The organism is Pseudomonas sp., from assembly GCF_037994325.1.
Classification (GTDB): Bacteria; Pseudomonadota; Gammaproteobacteria; order Pseudomonadales; family Pseudomonadaceae; genus Aquipseudomonas.
The window spans coordinates 1-15,735 of sequence record NZ_JBBNAH010000196.1; the positions used below are offsets into that span (position 1 = coordinate 1).

Below are 15,735 nucleotides of genomic sequence, written 5' to 3' on the forward strand. Positions count from 1 at the left end.
GCAGGTGCGACCACGCGGGGTATGGTTAGGCGCTCCGATCTGCCGCTATGTGGTAACGCACCATGGCCCGACCGTCGCGAATTACCGATCCCTCTTATGAGTTGATGGATGACCATGAAGGCCATTCGCTGATTTACCGTCAGCATGGTTTTCCAAGTCCGCTGGTGCGTTGGCATTTCCATAAGGAGTACGAGCTGCACTTGATCGTGGCCAGCTCGGGCAAGGTGTTTATCGGTGATTACATTGGCAACTTTGCCCCCGATACCCTGTTTCTGACCGGCCCCAATCTGCCGCATAACTGGATCAGCCAGATCGCCCCTGACGAGGTGTTTGCCCAGCGCGATATGTTGGTGAATTTCACTGATGAGGTGCTGGAAAGCGGCAGTGCGGTGTTTTCCGAATTGCAGGGGTTGGCGCCGTTGCTGGCGCGTGCGCAGTACGGCATCGAGTTTCGTTGCCCGCGCCTGATCGCCGAAGCCAAGGGCCTGATGCAGCGCATTTCCGAGTCCAGCGGCGTGACGCGGCTGGGCAATTTTCTGATCTTGATGGAGCTGCTGGCGGCCAGTGAGGACTACCAGTTGCTCTCCGCTGTGCGCTCGACCGAGCTGGCGGATGAAAGCAACGTCGAGCGGATTAACCGCGCGGTGGATTACATCTTTCAGCATTACGTGCAGGACCTTACCCAAGAGCAGGTAGCCGAACAGCTAGGTATGACCCCCACGTATTTCTCGCGCTTTTTTAAACAGGCTACCGGGCGCGGCTTTGTCGAGTTTGTTAATCGCCTGCGCATCAGTAAGTCGTGTGAGCTGCTCAGCAGCAGCGAAAAGCCGGTCACCGATGTGTGTTTTGAGTCGGGCTTTAGCAATGTGTCGAACTTCAACCGGCGCTTTCAGCAGCTAAAAGGCATGACGCCATCGGGTTACCGGCGCTTGGTTACTCAGCGATTGACCGAGCAAAACCTGTACTGATTCACAACGCTCGACTCCTGATTTTCCCCGCAAAATGCCGTGCTAAAGCCGCTGGCTGCGTGTCTGTGCGCAAGCGTCGATGATTTTTATGTGCAAAAAAGTATTGGTTTAGGTGCAGGCAAGGCGTTGTTCGCATTGGTCCGCAGGCGTGTAATCAGCCCCGGTCTAACAAAAACAATAATGTCTTGCGCAGCCTACCGGGCGCGTAAGCGGAGTTCAAAACCATGAACCACACGCTCAAGGCACTGGTTGCCGCTCTCTGCTTTTCTTCGTCCGCCGTTACCCTGGCGGCCGAAACCCTGACCATCGCCACGGTCAATAACAGCGACATGATCCGTATGCAAAAGCTCTCGAAGACCTTCGAAGAGCAGCACCCGGATATCAAACTCAAGTGGGTGGTTCTCGAAGAGAACGTCCTGCGCCAACGCCTCACCACCGATATCGCCACCCAGGGCGGCCAATTCGACGTGCTGACTATCGGCATGTACGAAGCATCGCTGTGGGGCGCCAAAGGCTGGCTGGAACCGATGAAAGATCTGCCGGCCAGCTACGACCTGGATGACGTATTCCCCTCGGTACGCGAAGGCCTGTCGGTCAAGGGCCAGCTGTACGCCCTGCCGTTCTACGCCGAAGCTTCGATCACCTATTACCGCACCGATCTGTTCAAGGCCGCTGGCCTGGAAATGCCTGAACACCCGACCTGGGAACAGATTGCTGGTTTCGCCGCCAAGCTGAATAAACCCGACCAAGACCAGTACGGCATCTGCCTGCGCGGCAAAGCCGGTTGGGGCGAAAATATGGCGTTGATCACCACCATCGGCAACGCCTACGGCGCGCGCTGGTTTGATGAAAAATGGCAGCCTGAATTCAGCGGTTCCGAGTGGAAAAACGCGCTGAATTTCTACGTCGACACCATGAATAAATACGGTCCGCCCGGTGCTTCGAGCAACGGCTTTAACGAAAACCTGGCGCTGTTTAACAGCGGCAAGTGCGGCATGTGGGTGGACGCCAGCGTTGCCGGTTCTTTCGTGACCGACAAAGCGCAAAGCAAGGTGGCCGACCACGTCGGCTTTACCTACGCGCCGCAGCAATCCACCGACAAAGGCTCGGCGTGGTTGTACTCCTGGGCGCTGGCTATTCCAACCAGTTCCAAGGCCAAAGACGCGGCGAAAACCTTTAGCGCCTGGGCTACTTCAAAAGAGTACGGCGCGCTGGTCGCGGAAAAAGACGGGGTTGCCAATGTGCCGCCAGGTACCCGCGCCTCCACCTACAACGAGGCCTATATGAGCGCCGCGCCCTTTGCCAAGGTGACGCTGGAGTCGTTGAAAGCGGCCGACCCGGCCCACCCTGGCGTGCGTCCGGTGCCTTATGTCGGCATCCAGTTGGTGACCATTCCTGAGTTCCAGGCCATTGGCACCCAGGTCGGCAAGCTGTTCGCCGCCGCGCTTACCGGGCAGATGAAAGTCGACCAAGCCCTGGCCGCTGCGCAGACCAGCACCGAGCGTGAAATGAAGCGCGCCGGTTATCCGAAGTAATCCCGTAAAGCCTCACCCCGTAGAAGTACCCCTGCGCCACACGCTCCCCCGTGTGGTGCAGGCCTTCGCTACCCCATGGAGTTACCCATGAATTCCTCGGCCCTTGATACCGTTGCTGGCGCGCCCCCCGCCGCTCCCCGGGCGAAAAAGCGTGCGCTAAAGCCTGGCTGGTTTCTGGTCAGCCCCTCAGTCGCGCTGTTGCTGTTATGGATGATCGTGCCGCTGGGCATGACCGTGTATTTCTCACTGATTCGCTACAACCTGCTGTACCCCGGCGAAAATGAATTTGTCGGCCTGGAAAACTTTTCTTTTTTCGTTACCGACCCAGGCTTTATGCCCGGCGCCCTGCACACGCTTACGCTGGTGGGCAGCGTGCTGGCCATTAGTGTGATCTTTGGCGTACTGATTTCCGCCTTGCTGGAGGCCTGTGAATTCTGGGGCCGCGGCATTGTGCGGGTGCTGCTGATTTCGCCGTTTTTTATCATGCCGACGGTCAGCGCCCTGCTGTGGAAAAACCTGATTTTCCACCCGGTGTCGGGGATTCTCGCCGCCATCTGGCGCTTCTTTGGTGCCCAGCCAGTGGACTGGCTGGCCCATCACCCGCTGCTGTCGATCATTTTTATTGTGTCGTGGCAGTGGCTGCCGTTTGCCATCCTGATTTTGATGACCGCCATGCAGTCGCTGGATCAGGACCAGAAAGAAGCCGCGCGCCTCGACGGTGCCGGCCCCATCGCGATTTTCTGGCACCTGACCCTGCCGCACCTGGCCCGGCCAATTGCCGTGGTGGTGATGATCGAGACCATCTTTCTGCTCTCGGTATTTGCCGAAATCTTTACCACCACCAGCGGTGGCCCTGGTTATGAATCGACCAACCTGGCGTACCTGATCTACAACCAGGCGCTGCTGCAATTCGACGTCGGCATGGCCTCGGCGGGCGGTTTGATCGCCGTGCTGATCGCCAATATCGCCGCCATCATCCTGGTGCGGATGATCGGCAAAAACCTCACCGACCAACAGTAAAAGGAGCCTGACGATGCTGACTCTCAAGCAATCCCGGCGCCTGCAAAGTGTGGTGGTCGGCACCCTGTCGTGGGGCGTGGCGCTGCTGATCTTCTTCCCGATTTTCTGGATGATCCTCACCAGCTTTAAAACCGAGATGGACGCCATCGCCACGCCACCGCAGCTGTTCTTTATGCCCACGCTGGAGAACTACCTGCATATCAACGAGCGCAGCGACTACTTCAGCTTTGCCTGGAACTCGGTGCTGATTTCCTTCTCCGCCACCGTGCTGTGCATGCTGATTGCGGTGCCGGCAGCCTATTCCATGGCCTTCCACGAAAGCCGCCACACTAAGCGCACGCTGCTGTGGATGCTGTCGACCAAAATGCTGCCGCCGGTAGGCGTGTTAATGCCGATCTACCTGCTGTGCAAAAGCATGGGCCTGCTCGATTCGCGCCTGGCGCTGATCGTGATTTACACGCTGATCAACCTGCCGATTGTGGTGTGGATGATCTACACGTACTTCAAAGATATTCCGGTGGATATTCTCGAAGCCGCGCGCCTGGATGGCGCCACCACCCTGCAGGAAATCGGCCGCGTGCTGCTGCCGATTGCCCGTGGCGGCTTAGCCTCGACCATGTTGCTGTCGCTGATCTTGTGTTGGAACGAGGCCTTCTGGTCGCTCAACCTGACCTCGTCCGCCGCGGCGCCATTGACCGCCTTGGTCGCGTCCTACTCCAGCCCTGAAGGCTTGTTCTGGGCCAAGTTATCCGCCGTCTCCACCCTCGCCTGCGCGCCCATTCTGATTTTTGGCTGGATCAGCCAGAAGCAACTGGTGCGTGGCCTGTCTTTTGGTGCCGTGAAATGACCGGCCATTACGACCTCTTAAAGGAGCCTAGCCATGGCTGACCTCAGCATTCGTAACCTGCAAAAAGGCTTTGATGGCCACGCCATCATCCAAGGCATCGACCTCGATGTGCGCGACCGTGAATTTGTGGTGTTTGTCGGCCCTTCGGGCTGCGGCAAATCCACCTTGCTGCGCCTGATCGCCGGGCTGGAGGAAGTCACCAGCGGCACTATTTCCCTGGATGGCAAAGACATTACCGACCTGGCCCCGGCCAAGCGTGACTTGGCCATGGTGTTCCAGACCTACGCCCTGTACCCGCATATGACGGTACGGAAAAACCTGTCGTTTGCCCTCGACCTGGCTGGCACCGATAAAAACGTGGTCAAGGAAAAGGTCGATAACGCCGCGCGCATTCTCGAGCTGGAACGCCTGCTTGAGCGCAAGCCCAAGCAGCTATCCGGTGGCCAGCGCCAGCGCGTGGCGATTGGTCGGGCGATTGTGCGTAACCCGAAAATCTTCCTCTTCGATGAGCCGCTGTCCAACCTCGACGCTGCCCTGCGCGTGCAGACCCGCCTGGAACTGGCGCGCCTGCATAAAGAGCTGAAGGCGACGATGATTTACGTGACCCACGACCAAGTCGAAGCCATGACCCTGGCCGACAAAGTAGTGGTGCTCAACGGCGGCCGTGTTGAGCAAGTCGGCTCGCCGCTAGAGCTGTACAACCACCCCGCCAACCTGTTTGTCGCCGGTTTTCTCGGCACGCCGAAAATGGGCTTTTTGCGCGGCACCGTCGGCGCCGTAGATGGCAACGGCTGCGAAGTGCAGCTGGACGCTGGCACGCGCCTGCACCTGCCGCGCGTGGCCTGCAACCAGCAAGCCGGCGCCAGCGTCACCCTCGGTGTGCGCCCAGAGCATTTCAATATCGTGCCCGCTGGCCAAGGCCAGCTCACGGTGATCGCCGATGTCAGCGAACGCCTGGGCAGCGACACCTTTTGCCATGTGCGCACCGCCTCGGGTGAAAACCTCACCATCCGCGTGCGCGGCGACTTTTCCCCGGCTTACGGCCAGCCGCTGGAGCTGGCCTTTGATACCGCCCATTGCCACCTCTTCGATGCCGTCGGCGTTGCCATTGATAAACGCAGCGCTGCCGAGCAGGCGGCGTAAGGATTGTTATGAAACTCAGCCGTTCTAACCTGTCGCAACTGGTGCCTTACATCGCCCTGCCCGCCTATGACCTTGGCGCGCGGCAACAAGGCATTGCCCATATCGGCGTCGGCGGCTTTCACCGCGCCCATGAAGCGATCTACACCGAGGCGCTGCAAAACCAGGGCAAGGATCTCGACTGGGGCATTTGCGGCGTTGGCCTACGCAGCGAAGACCGTGCCATGCGCGATGCGCTGGCAGGCCAGGATTATCTGTATACCCAAGTCGAACTGGGCGATACGCCGGACCTGGAAGTGCGCGTGGTTGGTGTGATTGGCGCGATGCTGCTGGCCGAAGACTCGGCCCAGGCGCTGATCGATAAATTGGCCGAGCCGGCTATTCGCATTGTCTCGCTGACCATTACCGAAGGCGGTTACTGCATTGACGACGCCAGTGGCGAATTCCTTGCAGACTTGCCCGCCATTCAGCACGACCTGGCTAACCCGCAAACGCCGAAAACGGTGTTTGGTTTTCTTTGTGCCGCTTTGGCCACCCGCCGCGCCAATGGCACGGCGGCTTTTACCCTGATGTCCTGCGATAACCTGCCGCACAATGGCGCGGTTACCCGCAAGGCACTGCTGAGCTACGCCCGTCTGGCCGATGCCGAATTGGCGCAATGGATCGAAGCCAATGTCAGCTTCCCCAACGCCATGGTTGACCGCATTACGCCCATGACCAGCGATGCCCACCGCCAGCAGTTGGCCAACGAACATGGCATTGACGATGCCTGGCCGGTGGTTTGCGAGCCGTTCCTGCAATGGGTGCTGGAAGACAAGTTTGTAAATGGGCGCCCGGCCTGGGAAGAAGTCGGCGTGCAGTTCACCGACGACGTGACGCCCTATGAAGAAATGAAGATCAAGCTGCTCAATGGCAGCCACCTGGCCCTTACCTACCTGGGCTTTCTCAAGGGCTACCGCTTTGTTCACGAGACCATGAACGACGAGCTGTTCCGTCGCTACGTGCGGCGCTTTATGGACCTCGACGTGACCCCGCAGCTGGCGCCGGTGCCGGGCATCGATCTGACCGAGTACAAAGACACCCTGATCGAGCGGTTCTCCAACCAGGCGATTGCCGATCAGCTGGAACGCGTGTGCTCCGACGGCAGCTCGAAATTCCCCAAATTTATTGTGCCGACCCTCAATCGCCTGATCGCTGACGGCGCCGAGCTGGACCGCGCTGCGTTGGTAGTGGCGGCGTGGGCGTTGTATCTGGACGGTGTAGATGAGCAAGGCACGCAGTACCGCATTCCCGACCCGCGTGCTGAATGGGCGCAGGGCTTGGTCGCCGATAAAGCCAGCCTCACCGCCAAGCTGCTGGGTGCCGATCTGGTCTTTGGCCCGGCCATTCCGGCGTCCCAGGCCTTTGTTGCCGCCTTTGAACGCCAGTTGCATAACCTGCGCACCCTGGGTGTCACCGGCACCTTGCAGGCGCTGCTGGATGGCCCGGCGAACGGCCGGCTCGACCCGCTGCTGCAGCATCGCTGAGAACTGACCATGGCTTTGTACCTCGGTATCGACTGCGGCACCCAAGGCACCAAAGCGCTGGTGCTCGACGCCGCCAGCGGTGAGGTGCTGGGCGCCGGTGGCGCGCCGCATCGCTTGATCAGCGGGCCCAATGGCCATCGCGAGCAGCACACGGCCGACTGGCTAACGGCTTTCGAACAAGCCACCCGCGCGGCGCTGGCCGACGCCGGTGTGTCGGGGCAAGACATCGGCGGCATCGGTATTTCCGGCCAGCAACACGGGCTGGTGCTGCTTGATGCCCAAGGCCAGGTGCTACGCCCGGCCAAGCTGTGGTGCGACACCGAATCGGCGCCACAGAACCAACGCCTATTGGATTTTCTCGGTGGCGAGGCCGGCTCGTTAGAGCGCTTGGGCGTGGCCATTGCACCGGGCTATACAGTGTCGAAATTGCTCTGGACCAAAGAGCAGCACCCGGAAATTTACGCGCGTATCGCCCATATTCTGCTGCCCCACGACTACCTGAATTTCTGGCTGACCGGGCGTTACTGCAGTGAATACGGCGACGCCTCCGGCACCGGCTATTTCAATGTGCGCAGCCGTGAGTGGGACCACGACTTGCTCCGGCTTATCGAGCCCAGCGGCCGCCTCAACGATGCACTACCCAGCCTGATTGGCGCGGACGAAGTGGTCGGCACCCTGCTGCCGGAAATTGCCCAGCGCCTGGGCCTTAACCCGCAGGCACAAGTAGCCAGCGGCGGCGGCGACAATATGATGGGCGCCATCGGCACCGGCAATATCAGCCCCGGCGCCATCACCATGAGCCTCGGCACCTCGGGCACCTTGTATGCCTACGCCGACCAGGCGCAGGTCAGCCCGCATGCCTCGGTGGCGACCTTCTGCTCGTCCTCCGGTGGCTGGCTGCCGCTGATCTGCACCATGAACCTGACCAACGCCACCGGCGCCATTCAGCAATTGCTGGAGCTCGACCTGGCCAGCTTTGGCTGCCTGGTCAGCGAAGCGCCGATTGGCGCCGACGGCGTGCTGATGCTGCCGTTCTTAAATGGCGAGCGGGTGCCGGCATTGCCCAATGCCAGCGCCAGCCTGTTTGGCCTGACCAGCGATAACCTGACCCGGGCCAACCTCTGCCGCGCGGTGCTGGAAGGCACCTGTTTTGGCCTGCGTTATGGCCTGGATTTATTACGTGCCAGCGGAATTGAAAGCCGGGAAATCCGTCTGATTGGTGGCGCGGCGAAAAGCTCGGTGTGGCGGCAGATCGTCGCCGATATTATGGCCACCCCATTGGTGTGCCCGCAGCACACCGAAGCAGCGGCCCTGGGCGCAGCGATTCAAGCGGCGTGGAGTGCGGGTGAAGACAGCCTGGAGCAGCTGTGCCAGCGTTGCGTGAGTGTGGATATACGCACCCTCACCCAGCCTGACCCGGCTAATAGCGCGGCCTATGAGCCGGTGTATCAGCGCTATCGCCAGCAGGTGATGCAGCTGCAATAACCCTTTTCTTGTTTGGAGTTCGACATGTACCTGGTTTGCGGCGAAGCGTTGTTCGACTTTTTTACAGGGGCCGCCGGCGCGCGCAGCAGCGAGCTGGACTACAAAGCCATTGCCGGAGGCTCGCCGTTTAACGTGGCTGTGGGCTTGCGCCGGCTGGGCGTGGATTCGGCGCTGTTTGGCGGTTTATCCAGCGACTTTCTCGGCGCCCGTTTGCGTCAGGTGCTGGAAGAAGAGGGCGTGCTCAGCGAGTTTCTGATCGCAAGTGATGCGCCGACCACCATGGCCATGGTCGCGGTAGATGGCAACGGCCAGCCGCACTACTCGTTCCGGGGTGAAGGCTGCGCCGACCGTTCTTTACGCAGCGAACATCTGCCCGTGCTTGGCGACGATGTTCGCGGCCTGCATGTGGGTTCGTTTTCCCTGGTGGTGCAGCCAATTGGCGACACCTTGCTGGAGCTGGTACGCCGCGAAAGCGGCAAACGCTTGATCAGCCTAGACCCCAATGTGCGGCTAAATCCGCAGCCGGATGCCGAGCTATGGCGCAGCCGCGTGGAAGAGCTGGCACAACTGGCCGACCTGATTAAGGTCAGCGACGAAGACCTGCATTTGCTCTACCCAGGCATCGCGCCGGAAACCGTCATCGAACGCTGGTTGAGTGGGCGTTGCCAGTTGGTACTGATGACCCGCGGTGCCGGTGGCGCCACGGCCTTTAGTCGTCAGCACGGCACCCTATTTGTCGCGGCCCGCACGATTCAGGTGAAAGACACCGTAGGCGCCGGCGACACCTTCCAAGCCGCGCTGCTGGCCTGGCTGACTCGTGCTGAACTCGATAGCCCCGAAGGCGTGGCCAGCCTAAGCCGTCAACAGATAGAAAGCCTGCTGACCTACGCCGTGGCGGCGGCGGCCGTGACCTGCTCGCGCACGGGGCCGGATTTGCCGTATCACCATGAGGTGGTGCTTTAGAAACCGCGATATCGCCCAACTCCGTCATTCCCGCGAAGGCGGGAATCCAGAGTCTTGAAGCAAACAGTGCTCGTCGTGAAATTCTGGATTCCCGCCTGCGCGGGAATGACGGGTGTATGGAGTGGGGCAGGCGGTTGATTTCAGGTGAAGTTGTACCGCACCAGGTGGAAAAACACCGGCGCGGCAAAACACACCGAGTCCAGCCGATCGAGCATGCCGCCATGGCCTTCGATCATATGCCCCCAGTCCTTCACGCCACGGTCGCGCTTGATCGCCGACATCACCAGCCCGCCAATAAAGCCCATCAGGCAAATCACAAAGGCCAGGGCCAGGGCGCCAAAGAAGCTAAACGGTGTCATCCAGAACAACGCGCCGCCGAGCAAGGTGGCGGAAAACACGCCGCCAATCAGACCTTCGAGGGTCTTCGACGGCGATAGGTTGGGCGCGACTTTGGTTTTGCCGAACAGCTTGCCCCAGATGTACTGCAGCACGTCGGAGGACTGCACCACCAACACCAAAAAGGCGATCAGCAACAGGTTGCGCCCTTCGTAGCCGGCGATATTCAGGGTCAGCAGCGCTGGCACATGGGAGATGCTGAATACGCAAATCATCAAGCCCCATTGCACCTTGGCCGTGCGTTCGAGAAAGCGCGTGGTGTCGCCACCTAGCGAGGCCAGGAATGGCATCAGCAGGAATACAAATACCGGGATAAAGATGCTGAACAGCCCGTACCACTCGATATAGACCAGGAAGTATTGGAACGGCAGCACGCAGTAGAACGCCGCCACCAGCGCCGGGTAATCGCCGCCACGGGTTTGCGTAAGGGTGATGAACTCGCGCAGGGCAAAAAACGACAGTAGGTAGAACAGCAGCATCACCCCCGGCTTGCCTAGGAAAAACGCCACACCCAGCACCGCCACCATCACCCACCAGGCATTGATGCGCGCATTGAGGTTGTCGATAACCGGGGTCGCGCCTTTTTTCCATTTAAGGATTTGCCCGACCAGCGAGGCCAGGGCCAAAAAGATGCCGACGGCGATAAATACGTTGAGGGTTTGCCGATCCATATCAGGCTTCCTTTGGCGTCAGGGCCAGCAATGCATCGCGGCTACGGGCTAAAAAATCGGCCTTGGTTTCGCCTTCCTGCAAGTGCAGCGGCGTGCCAAAGGTCAGGGTGCACAGCAGCGGCAAGGGCAGGGTGCGGCCCTTGGGCATGACGCGTTTGAGGTTGTCGATCCACACCGGCACCAGCTCTACGTCAGGGCAGCGCGTGGCCAGGTGGAATAGGCCGCTTTTAAACGGCAGCAGGCCGTCTTCCAGATTGCGCGTGCCTTCCGGGAAGAGGATCAGCGACTCACCGCCCTCCAGCACCGCGCCCATTTGTTCGATGGGGTTGGGGCCGTCGGCGCTTGGGGTACGTTCGATCAGCACGCCACGAAAGACCTTATTGATCAGAAAGTTGCGCACCCCGGCTTTGCCCCAGTAGTCGGCGCCGGCCACTGGCCGCGTGCTGCCGCGCATATGCGCAGGCAGCGATGACCACAGCAGCACAAAGTCGCCATGGCTGTTGTGGTTGGCGAAATACACCCGCGGTTTCGGGTCTGGTGCGCAGCCCACCCACAAGGCCCGCGCGCCGGTAACGGCGGCGGCAAAACCGATAATCAGGCGGGCGACAAAGGCGCCGCGCCAGCTGTAGTCCGAGACGCGTGACATACACAGTCCTCTAGAGAAAAGCGCCGGCCGCCACTGCGGCCACCGCCAATAGCAATTGTGCCGCCAGGGTCAGGCCTTGATTGCGCAGCAGCGCCAGGGCGCCCTGGCAACGCAGCGACCAGTCGCGGCCTTTGTTGTGGGCTGGCAGCAGGCCGAGGCCATGCAGGCCGTCGTCCAGTTGCTGGGTAGCAGCGGGCAGGTCTGCGGCTTCAGCCATCCGAGCAAATAGCGCGGCATCAAAGGCCACCCGCAGCGCCCAGTATTTCTCCACGGCACCGGCCAGCAGGCAGAGCACCAGCAGAGCCGCTACCAGCGGCAGCTGGGTCAAGGTAACGGTCACCAAGGCGCCGGCCAGGGCCACCAGGCTAAGCCCTGTGGAGAACTGATCCAACCGTTGCCCCTGTTCCAGCAAGCGCGCACAGCTGAGCAAGCGCAGATCGCTCATGCGCTGGCCCCGACCAACGCCAGATTACGCAGGTGACCTGCACGCAACACCACGCCCGGGCGTGCTTGTTCCAGCATGGCTTGCGCTGCTGCCGGGTTGGCCGCGCGCCCGGTACTGAGCAACCAGGCGGCCACTGCGGCGGCACTGCGCGAATAACCCAGGGCGCAGCAGACCAGTACCGGGCCATGGGCGCGAGCACGCTCGATGGCCTCGGCGGCGGCTTGCAGCAGCTCAGGGCTAGGTGGCAGCAAGTCCATGGTCGGTAGCGTGGTATAGGCGCGGCCGCCAATGGCGCAGGGCAGTTCGGCGCACAGGTCGACAATCGCCTTTATCGGCGTGCCGTCGAGTTCGCCTTTGTTAGGGATGCGCCCCAGCCAGACGCCGTCGACCACCGGCACCAGCTTGGGCACCTTGGCCGTCCAGGCGCGGGAATTGATCCAGGCGCCGATCAGGTACGGGCCAAAGAGAAAGTTCGCCGCCCAACTGAGCTGACCGTTGCGGTGTTTCTGAAAGCCTGCTGCACCAATCAACAAGTAGTTCAGCGCTACTAACACCAAGGCCACCGCCGGCCAGGTAAGAAACCAGCCCAGCCCGCCCACGGTTACCCCTAGGGCGCCCAAGGCCAGCCCGGCAACGCCGTAATAAAGCCCCAGCCGTTGCCCCCGCGCTTGCCGCTGCCAACGCAAATGCGCCAGCGGGCTAGGGCGGTCCAGCGGCCACAGCCAGACGCACAGCCAGCCGACCAAAACGCCGGTGGGCAGGTCGATAAAGTGGTGTTGGTAAGTGGTCAGTACCGACAAGCCGATCAAGCCAAACCAGATATGCAGCAACCAGCGCCACAGGCCCTTGGGCGTGTGGTCGGCATAGCGCACCCAGAGCACAATCAGCAGCACAATATGCAGCGACGGCGCCTGGTTAAACGGCTTGTCAAAGCCCATCAGCACTTCAAACATCCAGGCGAAAAAGCCGGTCATTTCCGGGCGGGTAAAGGTGTAGGTGAGTGGGAATAACAAGAAGCCGGCAATCGCCACCACCTGCGCGGTAAGCAGCCGGCGAGCGTGGACATCCAACTCATGGCGGCTACTGCACAGTAGAAGCGACAGGCCGTACAGCAAGTCGATGGACCAGTAGGGCACGATGGTCCAGGCCCAGAACGGCGTATGGCTTTCCCAGCCGAACACCAACGTGCCGACATCGGCGCGCTGGCTGGTGTACCAGTTGGCAAAGCTATAACTGGCGAAAAAAAGCGGCGCCAAAATCACCAGCCACATCAGCGCCCGAGGAAAGCGCTGACGGACCGTTAGCTTGGCATGGGCGGCGTCGCTCATTCCTCGACTCGTTGCGCCAGGCTGACGCTAAAGATGCCCCACTGGTCGATACGTTGCGTCACTTTGCGAAAGCCCGCCGCGGCTACCAATTGATCCATCTCGGCCTGGGTACGACGGCGCATTACCCAGGGCTGACCATCGCGGTGGCTGGTCAGGGCACGGGCAATCAGCTGCAACTGCGGGTGCCATGGCTGGCCGGTGTAAATCAGGTAGCCACCCGGTTCTACAGCCTGGGCCAGGCCGCCAAGGGAGCCGCCGACCATGCTGTTATCGCCAAACAACTCATACAGGCCGGAAACAATCGCCAGGGTCGGTTTCGGGTCCAGGCTAGCCAGGCTCTCAGGGTCGAAGGCATTGCCCTTAACAAACTGAGCAATATCGGCCAGGCCTTTTTCCGCGATCAGGGCGCTGCCCTGGCTGACGTTGAGGTCGCTGTAGTCGCGCAGCAGAATCGACTCCGGGCGCTGGGCCAAGCCTTGCAGCGCTTCCAGTACATAACGGCCATGGCCGGCGGCGATATCGACGATACGTGTCGGCTTGCCCTCGGCTTGCAGCGTTTGCAGGGTGTCGCGCAGCAACTCTTCGATATGCACCTTGCGCTGACGAATACCGCGCCAGCCGATGGAGTTGAGGTAGTTGGTGTCGATCAAACGCCCCAGGGCGCCGGTGCCGGTGGGCTTGTTGCGGTACACGTAGTCGAGAGTGCTGCCGGAGTCGAAGCCGGTGTCGAAGCCCAGTTTTACCCCAGCCGATAACTTCGCGCCCAAGCCCATCGAGGCGCGGGTCATGCGCCAGTACAAACCCGCTGTCGAGTTAGGCGGCAGCGGCGTGGACAGGCCTTCGGCTTCGGCTTTGGTAAAGCCGATACGGTCGGCGCTGAGCAGTTCTGGGCGGCTGAGCGGTTGGCTAAACAGCAGCTCGATAAAGCCGCGGGCCTTGCTTACGGCGATATGGCGGTCGGCCTCGCCGAGGGTATCGTGGTAGAAGCCGGGCAGCAGGTGACGTTCTTTTTGCAGGGTGCCCAGGCGTTGGAAAAACAGCTCCTGGGGTTTGCGCTTGACCACAAAGTCGGCGCCGGAAATCAGTAATTGGGTCGGCACCTGGATCGCTTCGGCATCGCCCACCACGCGGTCGGCGGCTTCATACAGGCCGAGCAACTGGTTAACCGAAATCGCCTTGGCAATCAGCGGGTCATTGGCATAGCTGTCGGCGCGGGCTTTGTCATGGGTAAGCATGCCGGGGCGCACGTAGCTCTTAACAAAGAAATTGCCCTTGAGCTTTTGCAGCAAGGTTAGGCCGGGGCGGGCCAGCGGCACGTACAGGTTGATGTCGAAGGCCGGGGAGGCCAACACCATGCAGCGAATACGTGGCGCGTAGTCATGGGCCCAGGTGGCGGCCAATACCGCGCCCACGCTTTGCGCGACGACGGCAATGTCTTCAATGGCCACGCCATGCTCGCGGCCGATAAAGGCCACAAAGTCATCCACATCACGCACGCTGGCGGCAAAGCTCGGGCTGTCGCCGCGCTCGCCCGGCGAGTGGCCATGGCCGCGGGCATCCCAGGCAAAAAAGGCAAAGTCGGGCAGGTTTAGCTCATCGACCAAATGCGCCATGCGTGCCGAATGTTCGTGGCCGCGATGCAGCAGCACAATGGCTTTGCGTGGGGTATCGGCGGTGGCGTTGACGGCGGGCCAGTAGCGATAGAACAGCTCGACCCCGTCGTGGGTAGGAAAAGTGGCGTTGTGTTGCAGGCGTTGAGTTTCCATCCGTAGAACTCCAAAAAATCGATTTGATTAACTGGCAGGTAACTCGGCCAGCCCGCGCTTGACGCGGTTGTAAGTGGTGAACAACAGCAAGGCGGCGAGCACTGCCATGATTGACGTCAGCCAACCCTGTACCGGCACACCAACGGCCAACAGAAAGCCCAAAAGGCCAAACACAAAGGCGCGATCACTCTTGCCCATCGGCCCGTCATAGCGGCGCGAGGCGCCAACCATCAAGCCCAGCACGCCAGCGTATTCACTTAACCAAGCAAGCAATACAACCGCCGCCACCGCTGCGCCAGACACCCCGGCCAAGCAGGCGAAGGGCAGATACAGCGCGGCGTCGGCGAGCAAGTCGGTGATTTCATTCAGGTAAGCCCCCAGGCGTGACTGCTGGCCAAACTCACGGGCCAACATGCCATCCACCGCATTCAGGCCCATACGCAGCAGCATCCACAGCGGTAAGAGCGCGAACACCCAACGGTGTTCCGCAAATATCGCCACCACGGCGCCCACCAACACAGAGATTGCGCAGGCAAACAGCGTGACCTGATTCGCGGTCACGCCTTTGGCGTGCAAACGGGTGACAGAAGGGCGGAGCAAATTCTGGAAGCGGGGTTTGAGGTCGTAGATCGACGGCATGGAGCGCTCGCAGTAGAAAGGCGGTGGATGGACTGTACGCACAAGAGACGGTGGTTGCCGGGAATTGTTCACAGGTGCAGGTCGGCAGGCATGCCTTGCTACATCGTGCAAACGATTCAAGGTAGCTGCTCGGCGGCAGAGCTGGAACAATATCGCCCCGGCTATAGTCTTAAAGGCCCATCCGTTTCTCGCTCAGGAGTGCTCTATGAACACGCGCGACCAACAGAATCTCGACCGCCTCGATGGGGTGCAAGGTGAGGGTGCCGACGAGGCGTTGCAGCAGATTGTTTCGGGTTTTCAGCGCTTTCGTACCGAGGTGTTCCCCGAGCAAGAGGAGTTGTTCCAAAAGCTCGCCAATGC

The 15,735-nt window shown here is 60.7% G+C and carries 14 protein-coding genes and 1 pseudogene; 9 read left to right on the forward strand and 6 right to left on the reverse strand.

What is annotated here, in order from left to right:
* Positions 1–62 precede the first annotated feature (62 nt).
* The 8 genes from AAAB16_RS06535 (at position 63) to AAAB16_RS06570 (ending at position 9,484) form a co-directional block, all read left to right on the forward strand.
* The gene (locus AAAB16_RS06535; protein WP_340662609.1) at positions 63–968 is read left to right on the forward strand and encodes a helix-turn-helix domain-containing protein; all 906 of its coding nucleotides are present in this window, start codon (positions 63–65) and stop codon (positions 966–968) included.
* A gap of 224 nt (positions 969–1,192) precedes the next feature.
* On the forward strand, positions 1,193–2,503 hold the full coding sequence (locus AAAB16_RS06540) for a sugar ABC transporter substrate-binding protein (RefSeq protein ID WP_340662610.1): 1,311 nt from the start codon (positions 1,193–1,195) through the stop codon (positions 2,501–2,503).
* 87 nt (positions 2,504–2,590) lie between these two features.
* On the forward strand, positions 2,591–3,523 hold the full coding sequence (locus AAAB16_RS06545) for a sugar ABC transporter permease (protein WP_340662611.1): 933 nt from the start codon (positions 2,591–2,593) through the stop codon (positions 3,521–3,523).
* Between the two features lie 13 nt (positions 3,524–3,536).
* On the forward strand, positions 3,537–4,370 hold the full coding sequence (locus AAAB16_RS06550) for a carbohydrate ABC transporter permease (RefSeq protein ID WP_110615511.1): 834 nt from the start codon (positions 3,537–3,539) through the stop codon (positions 4,368–4,370).
* A 33-nt stretch (positions 4,371–4,403) separates the two neighbouring features.
* A complete protein-coding gene (locus tag AAAB16_RS06555; RefSeq protein WP_340662612.1) occupies positions 4,404–5,513 on the forward strand; it encodes a sn-glycerol-3-phosphate ABC transporter ATP-binding protein UgpC in 1,110 nt (369 codons plus the stop codon).
* Between the two features lie 8 nt (positions 5,514–5,521).
* A complete protein-coding gene (locus AAAB16_RS06560) occupies positions 5,522–7,036 on the forward strand; it encodes a mannitol dehydrogenase family protein (protein WP_340662613.1) in 1,515 nt (504 codons plus the stop codon).
* Between the two features lie 9 nt (positions 7,037–7,045).
* Entirely contained in the window at positions 7,046–8,521 is a 1,476-nt protein-coding gene (xylB, locus tag AAAB16_RS06565) for a xylulokinase (protein WP_340662614.1), read from the forward strand.
* Positions 8,522–8,545: 24 nt separating this feature from the next.
* Positions 8,546–9,484: a carbohydrate kinase gene (locus AAAB16_RS06570; RefSeq protein ID WP_340662615.1), complete on the forward strand. Its 939-nt coding sequence runs from the start codon at positions 8,546–8,548 to the stop codon at positions 9,482–9,484.
* Positions 9,485–9,624: 140 nt separating this feature from the next.
* On the opposite strand, the gene AAAB16_RS06575 is transcribed toward AAAB16_RS06570, so the two are convergent.
* Genes AAAB16_RS06575 through AAAB16_RS06600 form a run of 6 tightly spaced genes read right to left on the reverse strand, consistent with a single transcriptional unit; the run spans position 9,625 to position 15,375 of the window.
* Positions 9,625–10,551, reverse strand: a complete 927-nt coding sequence (locus tag AAAB16_RS06575; RefSeq protein ID WP_340662616.1) for a phosphatidate cytidylyltransferase — start codon at positions 10,549–10,551, stop codon at positions 9,625–9,627.
* Position 10,552: 1 nt separating this feature from the next.
* Positions 10,553–11,197 carry a lysophospholipid acyltransferase family protein gene (locus tag AAAB16_RS06580; protein ID WP_340662617.1) on the reverse strand — a complete coding sequence of 215 codons (645 nt, stop codon included), beginning with the start codon at positions 11,195–11,197 and terminating at the stop codon, positions 10,553–10,555.
* Between the two features lie 10 nt (positions 11,198–11,207).
* Positions 11,208–11,642 (reverse strand): hypothetical protein, encoded by a 435-nt coding sequence (locus tag AAAB16_RS06585; RefSeq protein ID WP_340662618.1) that lies wholly within the window; start codon positions 11,640–11,642, stop codon positions 11,208–11,210.
* The gene (locus AAAB16_RS06590) at positions 11,639–12,970 is read right to left on the reverse strand and encodes a phosphatase PAP2/dual specificity phosphatase family protein (protein ID WP_340662619.1); all 1,332 of its coding nucleotides are present in this window, start codon (positions 12,968–12,970) and stop codon (positions 11,639–11,641) included. The genes AAAB16_RS06585 and AAAB16_RS06590 overlap by 4 nt, the downstream gene beginning before the upstream one ends.
* The gene (locus tag AAAB16_RS06595; RefSeq protein WP_340662620.1) at positions 12,967–14,736 is read right to left on the reverse strand and encodes a bifunctional alpha/beta hydrolase/class I SAM-dependent methyltransferase; all 1,770 of its coding nucleotides are present in this window, start codon (positions 14,734–14,736) and stop codon (positions 12,967–12,969) included. The genes AAAB16_RS06590 and AAAB16_RS06595 overlap by 4 nt, the downstream gene beginning before the upstream one ends.
* A gap of 27 nt (positions 14,737–14,763) precedes the next feature.
* On the reverse strand, positions 14,764–15,375 hold the full coding sequence (locus AAAB16_RS06600; RefSeq protein ID WP_340662621.1) for a CDP-alcohol phosphatidyltransferase family protein: 612 nt from the start codon (positions 15,373–15,375) through the stop codon (positions 14,764–14,766).
* Positions 15,376–15,580: 205 nt separating this feature from the next.
* Between AAAB16_RS06600 and AAAB16_RS06605 the strand changes: the two are divergent.
* Positions 15,581–15,735: pseudogene (locus tag AAAB16_RS06605) on the forward strand (carbonic anhydrase); the annotation flags it as partial.

What these genes read in the sequence shown, in the direction of transcription:
- AAAB16_RS06550 (WP_110615511.1), top strand. Translation starts at nt 3,537, where the DNA reads ATGCTGACTCTCAAGCAATCCCGGCGCCTGCAAAGTGTGGTGGTCGGC.
- AAAB16_RS06575 (WP_340662616.1), bottom strand. Translation starts at nt 10,551, where the DNA reads ATGGATCGGCAAACCCTCAACGTATTTATCGCCGTCGGCATCTTTTTG.
- AAAB16_RS06570 (WP_340662615.1), top strand. Translation starts at nt 8,546, where the DNA reads ATGTACCTGGTTTGCGGCGAAGCGTTGTTCGACTTTTTTACAGGGGCC.
- AAAB16_RS06600 (WP_340662621.1), bottom strand. Translation starts at nt 15,375, where the DNA reads ATGCCGTCGATCTACGACCTCAAACCCCGCTTCCAGAATTTGCTCCGC.
- AAAB16_RS06595 (WP_340662620.1), bottom strand. Translation starts at nt 14,736, where the DNA reads ATGGAAACTCAACGCCTGCAACACAACGCCACTTTTCCTACCCACGAC.
- AAAB16_RS06585 (WP_340662618.1), bottom strand. Translation starts at nt 11,642, where the DNA reads ATGAGCGATCTGCGCTTGCTCAGCTGTGCGCGCTTGCTGGAACAGGGG.
- AAAB16_RS06545 (WP_340662611.1), top strand. Translation starts at nt 2,591, where the DNA reads ATGAATTCCTCGGCCCTTGATACCGTTGCTGGCGCGCCCCCCGCCGCT.
- AAAB16_RS06540 (WP_340662610.1), top strand. Translation starts at nt 1,193, where the DNA reads ATGAACCACACGCTCAAGGCACTGGTTGCCGCTCTCTGCTTTTCTTCG.
- AAAB16_RS06535 (WP_340662609.1), top strand. Translation starts at nt 63, where the DNA reads ATGGCCCGACCGTCGCGAATTACCGATCCCTCTTATGAGTTGATGGAT.
- AAAB16_RS06560 (WP_340662613.1), top strand. Translation starts at nt 5,522, where the DNA reads ATGAAACTCAGCCGTTCTAACCTGTCGCAACTGGTGCCTTACATCGCC.
- AAAB16_RS06555 (WP_340662612.1), top strand. Translation starts at nt 4,404, where the DNA reads ATGGCTGACCTCAGCATTCGTAACCTGCAAAAAGGCTTTGATGGCCAC.
- AAAB16_RS06590 (WP_340662619.1), bottom strand. Translation starts at nt 12,970, where the DNA reads ATGAGCGACGCCGCCCATGCCAAGCTAACGGTCCGTCAGCGCTTTCCT.
- AAAB16_RS06580 (WP_340662617.1), bottom strand. Translation starts at nt 11,197, where the DNA reads ATGTCACGCGTCTCGGACTACAGCTGGCGCGGCGCCTTTGTCGCCCGC.
- xylB (WP_340662614.1), top strand. Translation starts at nt 7,046, where the DNA reads ATGGCTTTGTACCTCGGTATCGACTGCGGCACCCAAGGCACCAAAGCG.